This window comes from Archangium violaceum (assembly GCF_016859125.1).
Classification (GTDB): Bacteria; Myxococcota; Myxococcia; order Myxococcales; family Myxococcaceae; genus Archangium; species Archangium violaceum_A.
Genome location: NZ_CP069338.1, coordinates 525,603 through 539,006, shown reverse-complemented (window position 1 = coordinate 539,006; position 13,404 = coordinate 525,603). Strand labels below are relative to the sequence as shown.

14 protein-coding genes are annotated in these 13,404 nt (G+C 68.5%); 6 read left to right on the top strand and 8 right to left on the bottom strand.

From position 1 onward, the window contains the following. Positions 1-209 precede the first annotated feature (209 nt). Together JQX13_RS02295 and JQX13_RS02290 are read right to left on the bottom strand one after the other, a co-directional pair. Positions 210-1,868 (bottom strand): hypothetical protein, encoded by a 1,659-nt coding sequence (locus JQX13_RS02295; protein ID WP_203407449.1) that lies wholly within the window; start codon positions 1,866-1,868, stop codon positions 210-212. Beyond that, on the bottom strand, positions 1,865-2,683 hold the full coding sequence (locus JQX13_RS02290) for an ABC transporter ATP-binding protein (protein WP_203407448.1): 819 nt from the start codon (positions 2,681-2,683) through the stop codon (positions 1,865-1,867). Before JQX13_RS02290 ends, JQX13_RS02295 begins: the two co-directional genes overlap by 4 nt. A 129-nt stretch (positions 2,684-2,812) precedes the next feature. Here JQX13_RS02290 and JQX13_RS56075 point away from each other — a divergent pair, with 129 nt between their 5' ends. Both JQX13_RS56075 and JQX13_RS56070 read left to right on the top strand, forming a co-directional pair. Beyond that, positions 2,813-3,169 (top strand): ACT domain-containing protein, encoded by a 357-nt coding sequence (locus JQX13_RS56075; RefSeq protein ID WP_430384147.1) that lies wholly within the window; start codon positions 2,813-2,815, stop codon positions 3,167-3,169. Continuing rightward, on the top strand, positions 3,166-3,540 hold the full coding sequence (locus tag JQX13_RS56070) for a formyltransferase family protein (protein WP_430384146.1): 375 nt from the start codon (positions 3,166-3,168) through the stop codon (positions 3,538-3,540). Before JQX13_RS56075 ends, JQX13_RS56070 begins: the two co-directional genes overlap by 4 nt. A gap of 16 nt (positions 3,541-3,556) precedes the next feature. Here the strand turns inward: JQX13_RS56070 and JQX13_RS02280 are convergent, their stop codons facing one another. The 3 genes from JQX13_RS02280 to JQX13_RS02270 all read right to left on the bottom strand — a co-directional run bounded on the left by JQX13_RS02280 (position 3,557) and on the right by JQX13_RS02270 (position 5,219). Next, a complete protein-coding gene (locus tag JQX13_RS02280; RefSeq protein WP_203407447.1) occupies positions 3,557-3,934 on the bottom strand; it encodes a response regulator in 378 nt (125 codons plus the stop codon). 96 nt (positions 3,935-4,030) lie between these two features. Then, on the bottom strand, positions 4,031-4,975 hold the full coding sequence (locus tag JQX13_RS02275; RefSeq protein WP_203407446.1) for an amidohydrolase family protein: 945 nt from the start codon (positions 4,973-4,975) through the stop codon (positions 4,031-4,033). A 13-nt stretch (positions 4,976-4,988) separates the two neighbouring features. Continuing rightward, entirely contained in the window at positions 4,989-5,219 is a 231-nt protein-coding gene (locus JQX13_RS02270; protein WP_203407445.1) for a hypothetical protein, read from the bottom strand. 355 nt (positions 5,220-5,574) lie between these two features. On the opposite strand from JQX13_RS02270, the gene JQX13_RS02265 reads away from it, so the two are divergent. Continuing rightward, positions 5,575-5,844 (top strand): hypothetical protein, encoded by a 270-nt coding sequence (locus tag JQX13_RS02265; RefSeq protein ID WP_203407444.1) that lies wholly within the window; start codon positions 5,575-5,577, stop codon positions 5,842-5,844. On the opposite strand, the gene JQX13_RS02260 is transcribed toward JQX13_RS02265, so the two are convergent. Beyond that, positions 5,845-6,627 carry a TatD family hydrolase gene (locus JQX13_RS02260; protein ID WP_203407443.1) on the bottom strand — a complete coding sequence of 261 codons (783 nt, stop codon included), beginning with the start codon at positions 6,625-6,627 and terminating at the stop codon, positions 5,845-5,847. 22 nt (positions 6,628-6,649) lie between these two features. Further along, complete coding sequence (gene ggt / locus JQX13_RS02255; protein WP_203407442.1) at positions 6,650-8,413, bottom strand: gamma-glutamyltransferase; 1,764 nt, start codon at positions 8,411-8,413, stop codon at positions 6,650-6,652. 216 nt (positions 8,414-8,629) lie between these two features. Between ggt and JQX13_RS02250 the strand changes: the two genes are divergently transcribed. The 3 genes from JQX13_RS02250 to glmS all read left to right on the top strand — a co-directional run bounded on the left by JQX13_RS02250 (position 8,630) and on the right by glmS (position 12,217). Beyond that, positions 8,630-8,803: a hypothetical protein gene (locus tag JQX13_RS02250; RefSeq protein WP_203407441.1), complete on the top strand. Its 174-nt coding sequence runs from the start codon at positions 8,630-8,632 to the stop codon at positions 8,801-8,803. 33 nt (positions 8,804-8,836) lie between these two features. Continuing rightward, the gene (gene glmU, locus JQX13_RS02245) at positions 8,837-10,273 is read left to right on the top strand and encodes a bifunctional UDP-N-acetylglucosamine diphosphorylase/glucosamine-1-phosphate N-acetyltransferase GlmU (RefSeq protein WP_203407440.1); all 1,437 of its coding nucleotides are present in this window, start codon (positions 8,837-8,839) and stop codon (positions 10,271-10,273) included. Positions 10,274-10,381: 108 nt separating this feature from the next. Further along, positions 10,382-12,217 (top strand): glutamine--fructose-6-phosphate transaminase (isomerizing), encoded by a 1,836-nt coding sequence (glmS, locus tag JQX13_RS02240; protein ID WP_203407439.1) that lies wholly within the window; start codon positions 10,382-10,384, stop codon positions 12,215-12,217. A gap of 153 nt (positions 12,218-12,370) precedes the next feature. Here the strand turns inward: glmS and JQX13_RS02235 are convergent, their stop codons facing one another. After that, a complete protein-coding gene (locus JQX13_RS02235) occupies positions 12,371-13,330 on the bottom strand; it encodes a ribonucleotide-diphosphate reductase subunit beta (protein ID WP_203411842.1) in 960 nt (319 codons plus the stop codon). Between the last annotated feature and the right edge of the window lie 74 nt (positions 13,331-13,404).

Genomic DNA, 13,404 nt, shown 5'->3' with positions numbered 1-13,404 from the left:
CGAGGGCTGGGTTATACGGACGTCGAGCGACGGGTGCATGTGGCCATTCTGTTCGCACGATGGGCGAAATGCCACCCGGAGCACCTGCCGGCTGCGAGGCGCATGCTGAATCTGGCCGAGCGCCACTTTCAATCCCTCTCGCCAGAGCATGCCCAGTACGGAGACGTCAAGGGGAGTCTGGAGTTGATTCGGCAAGAGAAGGAGTTCAGTCACTCCCGTGTCACCGCGCGCAGGACGATCTCCCGGCGCTGCTCGAGCAGCCGCAGGGCCAGGGGGAACAGCGCGCGGTACAGCACCGCGTTCACCCCGGCGCACAGGGTGATCATCGCCAGTGTCTGCCAGCCGGGCCCGCTCGTCCCGGCGAAGCGCAGCGCCCACGCGAACGGGGCGCACCCCACGCTCGCCGCGACGATGCCGAGCACGGACGCGGTGAGTGGCAGCTTGTCCCGGCGCTTGAGGCTCGCGTGGAACTTCACCGGGAAGTACAGCGACAGGAAGTTGCCCGCCGCGAGCAGCACGGGGACGACGGCCCCCACGGCCGCCATGGCGCACAGGAAGTCCAGCGCCGTGCCCCTGCCGAAGTACACCCGGTAGAAGATGCCCACGAGCAGGGCCATGCCGCTCGCGGCCGCGCCCTGCACCACGTTCTTGGCCCGCAGCACGTCCCCCAGCTCCACGGGCGCGGCGATGAGCATGGCCAGCCCGTGCCCGTCATAGGCGAACGTGTTCTGCGAGAACGTGGACGCCATCACCACCGCGCCGTAGATGCACAGGCCGCCCATCAGCCACGCATCCACGCTCGCGCCCAGCATGTATTCGAAGAGGGCCCGTCCCGAGGTCAGCTTCAGCAGGATGGCCAGCACGAAGGGCACGGACGCGAGCAGCCGCGCGCGCGGGTTGCGCCACAGGTCCAGCGCCTCGCGCACGAGCAGCGTGGTGGACCGGGTGCGCGTCCGGGCGAACGGGTCGTTGTCCCCGGCCTCCTTCACCGCCGGGCCGGCGCGGCCCACGTTGCGGTGGAAGTACAGCAGCAGCGCGTAGGCGATTCCCAGCCCCATCAGCATGAAGACGAGCATGCCCACGCCATTGGCCAGGGCGTTGCTCCGGTAGCCATAGGAGAGCTCCAGCAGCGCGTCCCCGAAGTAGCCTGGAGGCACCCGTCCGAGCGCGAGCGTCGCGTTGACGATGAGGTCCATGTCCATCTTCTCCACGCTCCCCTCGCCCACCACGGAGGTCAGCCACGAGGTGTCGATGGGGGGGATGAAGGACGCGGCCACGAGGAAGAACACGAAACCGCCGCCGATGAGCTGCGCGCTGTTCTTCGCTCGCAGCACGTTGAGCACCAGGTGCAGGCCCACCCGGCTCCAGGTCGCGTTGAGCAGCGCGAACAGCACGTAGAGCAGCACGGCGATCCACTTCATTCGCACCGTGTGCACGGAGGCATACCCGAGCGCCGCTCCCGTCAGCGGCGCGTAGAAGACGAGCGCGCGTGGCTCGAAGAGGCTCGCCACCGTGGAGGCGATGAGCAGCCGGAAGGGGGAGATGGGGAAGGGCGCGTAGCGGCTCAGCTCCGAGTGGTCATCCACGCCCGCGCTCATCAGCGGCCACATCACCCATACCGCCGAGGTGACGAAGCACAGCAGGTTGAGGATGAAGAAGGGCCAGACCTCGTTCTGGGCGACGGGGCGCAGGCGCATCAGCCCGTAGAACGACACACCCAGGCCCCAGGCCGGCGCGCTCGAGAGGAGGAAGGCGCCCACCGCCATGAGCCGGCTCTTCCCCGGCCCCTGGTTGAGCCCGATGTTCAGACGCAGACCCCACAGCAACCACAGGTGCTGGAAGAAGCCCGGTGCGGCCGGCCGGTTCATGCCGCCCCCCGGCGGGTGTCCGCCCGGGTGGGTGATGTGTCGCCGTAGAAGGACAGCTTCGCGTTGCGCGCGGCCGGCACGGAGATGAGCTTCTCGAAGACGGCCTCCAGCGAGGGCGACTCGTAGCGCTCCATCAACTGCCGCACCGTGCCCTGGTCCAACATCCTCCCGCCGCGGATGACGCCCGCGTGCGTGGCCAGCCGCTCGGCGATCTCCAGCACGTGTGTGGTGAGCAGCAGTGTCACTCCGCGCCGGCTCAGCTCGCGCAGCAGCTCGCGGATGACGCCCGCGGCGAGCACGTCGATGCCCTCGAAGGGTTCATCCAGCAGCACCAGCTCCGGCGCGTGGATGAGCGCCGCCGCGATGGCCAGCCGCCGCCGCATGCCCTTGGAGTACTCGGCCACCAGCGTGCCCGCCTTGTACGTCAGCTCCGTGAGCTCGAGCAGCTCGGCGGCCCGCGCGGCGGCCTCGTCCCCGCTCAATCCATACATCCGCCCGCAGAAGGTGAGGTATTGCCGCCCGGTGAGCCGCTCGAAGAGGCTCAGCTCCTCGGGCACCACGCCGATGTGGCGCTTCACCTCCAGCGGTTTCGCCACCGCGTCCACCCCCAGGAGGGAAATCCGCCCGGCGTCCGGTGCGTACACCCCGGTGAGCAGCGCGATGGTGGTGGACTTGCCCGCCCCGTTGGGGCCGAGGAAGGCGTAGAAGGCGCCCCGGGGAATGGACAGCTCCATCCCGTCGAGCGCGGTGAAGTCGCCGAAGCGCTTCACGAGCCCGTGGGCATCGACGGCCAGATCTGGAGGGGTGGGGGACATGAAAGGGCCGGATTTCAGCCGACTCCGCCACCCCCTGCAATCCCCCCCTCGAGGCCGGGAGATCGTCCTCCGGGGTGCCTCCCCTGGCGTAGGATTCCTCCCATCTCCACCTTCCGGGCACTTCGAACCATGCAATCTCTCTCTCAGACGAACGTGAATCGGGCCCGGCTCCTCATCACCTGCGCGGACCGCCCGGGTGTGGTGGCGGCCGTGTCCCAGCTTCTCTATGAGCAGGGGGCCAACGTCGTGGACTCGGATCAGCACACCGAGCCCGATGACCTGCGCTTCTTCATGCGGCTGGAGTTCGATCTCCCGGGGCTCCAGGAGCGGCTTCCCGCGCTGGAGCAGTCCTTCCGTCCGGTGGCCGAGCGCTCCGGGATGCAGTGGCAGCTCACCCCCGCCGCGCGCGTCAAGCGCATGGCCGTCTTCGCCCCGTCACCCCGGACACCAAGGCCCAGGCCGAGGCGGAGGTGCTGGAGCTCATGAGGACCCACCAGGTGGACCTCATCGTCCTCTACATGCAGATCCTCAGCGCCGGGTTCATCGAGCGCTTCGGCCGGCCCATCATCAACATCCACCACAGCTTCCTACCGGCCTTCGTGGGCGCCAATCCCTACGCCCAGGCGCATGCCCGAGGGGTGAAGCTCATTGGCGCCACGGCGCACTACGTGACGGCCGAGCTCGACGCCGGGCCGATCATCGACCAGGACGTCCATCGGGTGGGGCATCGGGATGCGGTGGCGGATCTGGTCCGCATCGGGCGGCGGGTGGAGCGCACCGTTCTGGCGCGCGCGGTGACCTGGCACCTGGAGGACCGGGTGTTGCCGCACGGCAACAAGACCGTCGTCTTCGCCTGAGCGGCTCCGGGCCCGCTCAGTGCACCATGGCCACCTCCGGCGGGCCGATGATGCGCTGCACGGTCATCCTCACCTTGTCCAGGTCCACCGGCTTGGAGATGTAGCCGGCGGCGCCGACCAGCTCGGCCTCCCATTCGAAGCCATAGCCGGAGATGATGATGATCGGCAGCCCTCGCGCCCGCGGCATCTTCTTGAGCGCGTCCAGCAGCCCCCAACCACTCATCACGGGCATTCGCAGATCCAACAGCACGGCCTGGGGGATGTCTCCCTCGAGCAGATCAAGGGCCTCTCGCCCGTTGGCGGCCTGCTCGGTGCGGTAGCCCATCTCCTCCAGGGCATCGCAGATGAGCGTGCGGTGGCTCGCGTCGTCGTCGACGACCAGGATGTAGGACATGTCGGGGCCTCGAAGCGTCTTCCAGAGGGGATGGCGGATTCTATGGGGGGCAAGATGCGGATGGCTTCTCGGTTCCGGAAGGGGTGTGCCCGCTTTTCAACACCCCTCGAAAAGTCTCAGGGAATTCTGCCCCAGGATGCCTGCCTCCACCTCGTCCCCGAGCTTCAGGGCCAGCAACTGCTTGAGCTCGCGATCCCAGGCGTAGGGCAGGTTGGGAAAGTCCGTGCCGTAGAGGATGCGCTCGGGACGCACCTCCAGCAAGCGGCGGGGGACGCGCATGGGGAAGTAGTTGGCCACGGCCATGGTGGTGTCCAGCCAGAGGTTGTCGTGGCGCTCCAGCAGCCGCTCGTAGGCGTCGAACTCGTCCGCTCCCAGGTGGGGCACGCACAGCTTGAGGGTCGGGTGCTCCTCGAGGACCCGCTCCACCCGCTCGGCCGAGCAGAGGGCGTGGACGTCGCACTTGTACTGGGGGCTGGCGGGCTCGCGGCCGGCATGCATCACCAACGGCCGCCCGGCCCGCGCGCAGGCGGCGTACACCTCGTGCAGCGCGGGGGCGTCCGGGGCGAAGCACTGCACATGGCAGTGCAGCTTCACGCCCTTGAGGCCCGCGGCGAAGGCCTCGGCGAGGATGTCCGCCGCGCCCTCTTCGCCCGGCAGCACGGTGGCCAGCCCCCAGACGCGCGGCTCGGCCCGGGCCACCTCGGCGATGTAGGCGTTGAGGAAGCGCGCCATTCCCGGCTTGTGCGCGTAGTGGAGCGCCACCACCCGGTGCACCCCCCGTGACAGCAGGAAGGACACCACCTGGGGCGTGTGGAGCTTGTAGCGGATGGGCCAGCCGTACTGGTCGAACCAGCGCCACACCGCCTCGAACACGCCGTCCGGGAAGAGGTGCACGTGGGAGTCCACCACGGGTGGCAGCCCCTCGGGCAGGCGCGGACCTTCCTCGTCATCCAAGGCCGGCAGGGGGGGAACGGACGTTCCAGGCCCCAGCCAGCCCGAAATGGCGCCCAGGCAGACCGGCGAATCGTCGGGATGATCCATGCGAAGCGGAGGTCTACTCCTTCTTCCGCTCCACGTCGCCCGGCGCCTCGTCCAGTCGCCGCAGATAGGTGTTCTGCGAGTAGCCCGCGCGCTCCAGGCGCTGGGTCTCGATGAGGTCGGCGACCTTGGTGCACACCTGGCTCAGCAGACGCAGGGACTCGGCCAGGAGCTTCTCGGCCTGGTCCTGCGCGTCCGCTCGCTTGATGACGGTCCGGTCGCGGCGGAACAAGAGGGGCAACTTCATCCCGCCGAATCTAAGGGATGGCGTGTCCTCGTGCCACCCGGACTTCGAGCCAGGGGTTTTCCCAGCGCGCGGCGCCTGCCTGATGTGTCAGGTCCAGGCGCCCGGTCCGATGACGCGGCCAGACGACGCACTCCGTCGGAAAATCAACAACTTAACAAGCCAGCAAATTTACACGATGAACCCGGCTCCGCTGGTGAATGGCGCCGCTCCGAGGGGAAGCGTCGGGTAAACGACCAATATCAGGGCGCTTTCACGAATTTTCAGCTGGGGGGATGACGCGCGGAAAATTTGTGCTTACAGTGCGTCCATTCACTTCCCGACTTCCTGTCCGGATTGTCGAAAGGGGGAACTGCGCATGGCTTACGACGGCGAGCTGGTGAAAATGGCGAATGGCCGCTGGGCGCGGTTCCAGCGCTGCCAGGTGTCCCGCCCGGGCGTCGAGGACGCTGGCGAGACGATGATGTTGATCGCGGTGGAGCTGGACGAGCGCTATCAGCAGTTGTTGGACGAGGTGTCTGACTCGTTGGCGCACTACCGCCACCGGGGGATTCCGGTACAGGTGAAGCTGGACGAGGCGCAGCGGCTGACGCTGCACCCGGAGTCGCAGTCCAGCGCGTTGCACTAGTCAGCGAGGGCGGTAGAAGCGCGCGGCGTTGTCGGAAGCAACGCGCTTCACCACTCGCTCCGAGAGCTTCGCCTTGGCCAGCAGGTTGGCCACGCGCGCGAGCCCCAGGATGTCCCCGGCGCCATCGCCGGCATCCGAGTTGAGCACCAGCCGTTCACTGCCGAGTCGGCGAACCAGGGCGACAACGCGCTCGGCCCGCAGTGCTTCGGGGTGCAGGGTCAATCCCGCCCAGTGTCCACAGCCGAGGATGTTGCGCACGGTGCGCCCGTTGGCGTGGTCCACGAGCACGCGCGAGGGCCGCACACCGGACTCACGCAGCAGGGTGAGGATGCGCCGGGTGTGGCGCTCCTTGTCGTGCACCGGGGTGTGCACCACCACCTTCAGCTTGAGCTGGCGCGCGAGCGCGAGCTGCTCGAGGAAGGCCTCCTCCTCCTCGATGCCGCCCGCGTGCAGCCCCGTCTCGCCCAGGGCCACCACGCGTCCGCCGCGGAAGTAGTCGGGGAGGCTCGCGAGCACCTCGGACAGGCCGCGGCGGGGGATGGCGCGCGGGTGCACCCCCAGCGCCGCCCAGGCGCGGATGCCCAGCCGCTCCAGGCGCGGGAGCTGACGTTGCACCAGGTCGTCGAAGTGCTTGCGCAGGGCCTTGGGGGTGGGCTCGGGCGGGTGGTGGGCCACCACCAGCGCGCGCTCCACGCCGAAGAAGCGCATGGACTCGAGGTCCTGGTCGCTGAGGGTCTCCGGGTGGAGGTGCGCGTCGAAGAGATGGACGAGCTGCTCGGGCACGGTGTGCTCGCTCTTGGAGGGGTCAGTCCTGGCCGAGGGCGGTGCCCTCGTTGCGGGGATCGCTCGCGGCGTAGCGCAGGTTCGTCCTGGGGTCGTTGTAGACGGCCTCGGCGTCGCCCCAGGTCTCCTGCTTGCGAATCTTGTGGCCCTTGGCCTCCAGCGCCGCCTGCGTGGTGGGCTCCAGGCCCCAGCGGTCCACCCACAGCTCATCCGGCAGGTACTGGTGGTGCACCCGGCCCTCGCCCACCGCGCGCGTCACGTCCATGCCCTGGTCCACGATGTTGGAGATGACCTGGAGGACGGTGGTGGGGATGGTGGAGCCGCCCGGGCTGCCCACCGCCAGCATCACCTTCTTCGGATCGTCCTTGGAGAAGACGAGCGTGGGGGCCATGGAGGACATGGGCACCTTGCCCGGGGCGATGGCGTTGGCCTCGCCCGTCACCAGTCCATACGCGTTGGGCACGCCGGGCTGGGCGGCGAAGTCGTCCATCTGATCATTGAGGACCACGCCCGTCCCCTTGGCCACCACGCACGAGCCGAAGATGTAGTTCACCGTGGTGGTGAGGGCCACCGCGTTGCCGTCCTTGTCGATGACGGAGATGTGCGTGGTGTTCTTCTTCTCCGGCACGGAGGGGTCGTACCAGGTGTCGGTCGGGTTCTTCAGGGTGGAGCGGGGGGTCCCCTCCTTCGGGGCCAGCAGCGAGGCGCTGGGGGTGGCCTTCCCGGGGTCGATGCTGCCCGCCAGGTCCGCGATGTAGCCGGACGAGGTGAGGCGCTCCATGGGGATCTTCACGAAGGCCGGGTCGCCCAGGTACTTCGCCCGGTCCACGTATACGCGGCGCACCGCCTCGGCGTAGAGGTGGAGGTCCTCGGGGTCGCGGTAGCTCAGGCCCTTGGGGCGCAGCCGCTCCAGGGCGCCGAGCACCTGCACCACCGCGAGTCCGCCCGCGCTCGGCGGCGGCATGGTGAGGATGCGGTGGCCGCGGTAGCTGCCCTCCAGCGGCTCATGGGTGCGCGTCTTGTAGGTCTTCAGGTCCTCCAGCGAGAGCAGGCCACCGCCGGCCTTCACGGTGTCCACCATCGCCTGGGCGATCGGGCCCGAGTAGAAGGGCTTGGGGCCGCTCTTCGCGAGCGTCTGGAGCGTCCGGGCCAGCTCCGGCTGGCGCACCCGATGGCCGATGGGCGGCACGTCCGGCTCGCCCTTGTCGTTCTTCGTGAGGAAGAGGCGCGTGGCCTCCGGATCCTGCCGCAGGCAGTCGCGCCGCAGGGTGGCCATCGCCTGGTACTTGGGCGACACCCAGAAGCCGTTGCGCGCGGCCTCGATGGCGGGCTGCAGCACCACCGCGCGCGGCAGCTTCCCGTACTTCTCCAGCAGCTCCAGGTAGCCGGCGACCGCGCCGGGCACCGCCACGCTCGTCGCGCCGTCCGTGGACAGCCCCGGCACCACCTTGCCGTCCTTCACGTACATGTCCCGCGTGGCCGCCCCGGGTGCCACCTCGCGGAAGTCCAGCACCCGCGTTCCGCCCGTCTTCGCGTCGTGCACCAGCGCGAAGCCGCCGCCGCCAATCCCCGAGTGATAGGGCGCCACCACACCGTGGGTGAAGGCCGCCGCCACCGCCGCGTCCACCGCGTTGCCGCCCTTGTCCAACATCCGCAGCGCGGCCTCGCTCGCCTTCGGGTGGGCCGTGGCCACCGCTCCTCCCCGGTACGGTCGCGCAGCCCACGCGGGCCACGCCACCACCAGCGCCGCTACCGCCATGCCCCACCAATTCTGGTGAGTCCGCATCTTTACCGTCTCCACGTGAAAGCCTCCGTACGGGCCACCAACTCGCGCTTCTCCGAGTCCGGGTTCTGGAGTATCCCCGGCCGCCGCCTGGACTCGCTACCAAACGCTTTCATCATCGAGAAGTGTCCGGAGGACACCAACGCGCACGGCCGGGAGTTTGACCGGGAGAGGGGCGAAGGCATCCTGTGCGTGACGCTCCGGCCCGACGGGGGGAACATGAACGCCAACCTGATGACAGTGAAGCCGACGTCGAGCCCCGCGGATGCCACCGTGACGACGGTCTTCCTCAAGCCGAAGTTCGGTATCACCGTGGAGAGCAACACGTTGTCGGTTTCCGTTCAGGCCCGGCCGGAAGGCACCCGCTCCACGCGCGCGCCGGCTCGTGGTTGACGCGTCGCGATCGCGTCCCTAGTAATCGCCGACATGACAGCTTCTTTGGCGGCGGTGGTGTTGTGCGCGGGCAAGGGCACGCGGATGAAGTCGGAGAAGGCCAAGGTCCTTCACCCCATCCTCGGCAAGCCCCTCTGTGCCTATCCCCTCATGCGAGCCCTGGAACTGGGCGCCTCGCCGGTGGTGTCGGTGGTGGGCCACCAGGCCGAGGAGGTGGAGCGCTCCATCCGCGCCCACTTCCCCACGGCGCCCCTGCGCTTCGCGCTCCAGAAGGAGCAGCGGGGCACGGCGGACGCGGTGCGCTCGGCGGAGAGCGAGCTGAAGGACTTCGACGGACGCGTGCTCATCCTCTACGGTGACGTGCCGCTGGTGCGCGGCGAGACGCTCGCCGCGCTCGCCGCCGCGCACGAGAAGGGCGGGGGCGTGCTGTCGCTGGTGTCCACCGTGCCGGCGGATCCGACGGGCTACGGCCGCGTCATCCGTGAGATGGGCAAGGTGGTGCGCATCGTCGAGCAGAAGGACGCCACGCCCGAGCAGCGTCAGGTGCGCGAGTGCAACGCCGGCATCTACCTGGTGGAGTCGTCCTTCCTGTGGAAGGCGCTGGCCAACATCCGCAGCGCCAACGCGCAGGGCGAGTTCTACCTGACGGACCTGGTGGAGATGGCCGCGGCGCAGGGCCCGGTGGCCTCCATCGAGGCCGAGTTCGGCGAGACGGCCGGCGTGAACGATCGCGTGGAGCTGGCGGCGCGGGCCAAGGAGCTCCAGTCGCGCATCAACACCTGGCACATGCGCAACGGCGTCACCCTGATGGATCCGGCCACCACGTACATCGAGGAGGGGGTGGCCATCGGGTCGGACACGGAGATCGCCCCCATGGTGACGCTGTCGGGCGCCACGGTGGTGGGCCGCAACGTCTCCATCGGGCAGGGCTGCGTCGTGCACGCCTCCTCGGTGGCCGACGGGACGACCGTGAAGCCGTACACCGTGCTGGAGGAGGCCCGGGTGGGCGAGCGCTGCATCCTCGGCCCATTCTCGCGGTTGCGGCCCGGGACGGACCTCGCCGAGGAGGTGCACCTGGGCAACTTCGTGGAGACGAAGAAGGCCCGCCTCGGCCGCGGCTCCAAGGCCAACCACCTCGCCTACCTGGGTGACGCGAAGATCGGCTCCAAGGTGAACGTGGGGGCCGGCACCATCACCTGCAACTACGACGGCGTGAACAAGCACGTCACCGAGCTGGGCGATGGCGTCTTCATCGGCTCCGACACCCAGCTGGTGGCCCCTGTGAAGGTCGGGGACGGTGCGTATGTCGGCGCGGGCACCACGGTGACGAAAGATGTGCCCTCCGGGAGTCTCGCCGTGTCCCGTGCGCCACAGGTCAACCTGGAAGGCTGGGTGGAGAGGAAGAAGGCGCGGATGGCCAAGTCCTCGGAAACTGGCCCTTCCAAGTCGGACAAGGCCTCCGCGGGGTGAGCGGCCCGCGATTTGCTTGTCGTCCGGGTGACAGGTGTCGCCCGGTGTAGGTGGAGTTCCCCCCCGCATTTGCCAGTGGGGGGTCGGGCGTGAGAGAGGACGGACAACATGTGCGGCATTGTTGGGTACGTTGGTGACAAGGAGTCGGCTCCCATCCTGGTGTCGGGGCTCAAGAAGCTCGAGTACCGGGGGTATGACTCCGCGGGCGTGGCGGTGGTGAACCGCAACGTCCTGAACGTGGTGCGGGCCACGGGCAAGCTGAGGAACCTGGAGAACCGCGTCCAGAACGATCTGCCCCAGGGCACCATCGGAATCGGCCACACGCGTTGGGCCACGCACGGGCGTCCCTCGGACGAGAACGCCCACCCGCACACCTACGGCGGCGTGGCGGTGGTGCACAACGGCATCATCGAGAACCACCTGGCCCTCAAGGAGGAGCTGCGCGCCCGGGGGCACCACTTCTCCTCCGAGACGGACTCCGAGGTCTTCGCCCACCTCATCTCCGATGAGCTCAAGAGCGGGTTGGATCTGCCGGCGGCGGTGCGCGCGGCCATCTCCCACGTGAAGGGCACCTACGCCCTGGCGGTGGTGACCACGAGCGATCCCAACCGCATCGTGTGCACCAAGGACTCCTCTCCCATGGTGCTCGGCCTGGGCCAGGGTCAGAACTTCGTGGCCAGCGACGTGCCGGCGCTGCTCGAGCACACGCGCGACTTCGTCTACATGGAGGAGGGTGACCTGGCCGTCGTCACCGCCGCCAGCGTGGACATCTACAACCGCTCCGGCCAGAAGGTGAACCGGCCCACCCGCCGCATCGACTGGACGCCGATGATGGCGGAGAAGGGCGGCCACAAGCACTTCATGCACAAGGAGATCATGGAGCAGCCTCGCGCCGTGGCGGACACGCTGCGCGGCCGCATGCTCCTCTCCGAGGGCGACGTGCACTTCGAGGGCTGGAACCTGAGCCCGGAGAAGGTGCGCGCGCTCACCAAGGTGACGATCCTCGCGTGCGGCACCTCGTGGCACTCGGGCATCGCCGGCAAGGCGATGATCGAGTCGCTGGCGCGCATCCCCGTGGAGGTGGAGCTCGCCAGTGAGTTCCGCTACCGAGATCCCATCGTGGAGCCCTCGCACCTGGCCATCGCCATCAGCCAGTCCGGCGAGACGGCGGACACGCTGGCGGCCTTCAAGGAGGCCAAGGCGCGTGGCGCCACGGCGCTCGCCCTGTGCAACGTCATCGGCAGCGCCATGACGCGTGAGGCGGACATCACCATCCTCACCAACGCGGGCCCGGAGATCGGCGTGGCCTCCACCAAGGCCTTCACCACGCAGCTGGTGGGTCTCTACCTGCTCGCGGTGAAGCTGGGGCGCATGCGCGGCACGCTCACCGTGAAGGCGGCGCAGGAGCACCTGACCGCGCTCACGGAGATTCCGAAGATGATCGAGGACGTGCTCAAGTGCGAGGCCTCGGTCAAGCGCGTGTCGCGCGAGTTCATGAACGCGCAGGACTTCCTCTTCCTCGGCCGCGGCCCCATGCACCCGGTGGCGCTCGAGGGCGCGCTCAAGCTCAAGGAGATCTCCTACATCCACGCCGAGGGCTACGCCGGCGGCGAAATGAAGCACGGCCCCATCGCGCTCATCGACGAGAAGATGCCGGTGGTGGTGATCGCGCCGAAGCAGCCGCACGTCGCCTACGAGAAGATCATCGGTAACATCGAGGAGGTGCGGGCGCGTGGCGGCAAGGTCATCGCGATCATCGACGAGGATGACGCGCATGTGGCCTCGCTGGCGGATCACGTCATCCGCATCCCCGCCGCCAGCGCGCTGCTCGCGCCGGTGGTGGCCACGATTCCCCTGCAGCTGCTCGCCTACCACGTGGCGGACCTGCGCGGGAACGACGTGGACCAGCCGCGCAACCTCGCCAAGAGCGTGACGGTGGAGTAGTCCGCCGCGCTCGGACCGAGGTCCGGTCCTTCACGCCCGGGGATGCCTCGCATCGAGGCCCCCGGGCGTTTTCATGTCGAGCCCCTTCAATGTTCCCTCTCCCTTCGGGAGAGGGGAAGTGGCCGCATTCCTTGACTGACCTCCCTGAGGGGCTCAGAAGGCGGCGTCGAAGGTGACTTCCCCCTCGACTCCCACCTGGTACGCCGAGACACGGCGCTCGAAGAAGTTCGCCAGCTCCTGCACGTCCTGCAGGTCCATGAAGCCGAATGGGTTCTTCGCCCCGTAGCGCTTGGGCAGCTCGAGCATCACGAGCCGCTGATCCGCGACGAACTCGAGGTACTGCCGCATCTCTCGCACGGAGAGGCCCGCGACGCCGAGCCCCAGCAGGTCCTCGGCGAACTGGAGCTCGCACTCCACCGCCTCGTCGAGCATGGCGGCGACCTCCCGCTCCATCTCCGCGTCGAAGAGGCCGGGCTCCTCGCGGCGCACCGTCTTCACCACCTCGAAGGCGAAGGCCATGTGCGCGCTCTCGTCGCGGAAGACCCAGTTCGTCCCCGCGGCCAGCCCGTGCAGCAGCCCCCGCGAGCGCAGGAAGTACACGTACGCGAAGGCCGCGAAGAAGAAGAGCCCCTCGATGCAGGCCGCGAAGCAGATGAGGTTCAGCAGGAACTTCCGCCGCTGCTCCCGTGTCTCCAGCCGCTCCAACTCGCCGATCGAGTCGATCCACTTGAAGCAGAACTCGGCCTTCTTGCGGATGCTCGGGATGTTGTCGATCGCCGCGAAGGCCAGCGCCCGCTCGTTGGGGTCCGGCACGTACGTGTCGAGCAGCGTGAGGTAGAACTGCACGTGCAGCGCCTCCTCGTAGAGCTGCCGCGACAGGTACATGCGCGCCTCGGGCGCGTTCACGTGCTTGTAGAGGTTCAGCACGAGGTTGTTCGACACGATCGAGTCACCCGTCGCGAAGAAGGCGACCAGGCGCTGGATGAGGTGGCGGTCCGCGGCCGTCATCTTCGAGCGCAGGTCCCCCACGTCCGTCGAGAAGTCCACCTCCTCCACGGTCCAGGTGTTCTTGATGGCGTTGCGGTACATCTCGAAGAAGACCGGGTACTGCATCGGGCGCAGCGTGAGGTTCAGGCCCGGATCCAACAGGCGCGCCCCCGTCTTCGGCGTCGCGTGCGTCCAGGGGG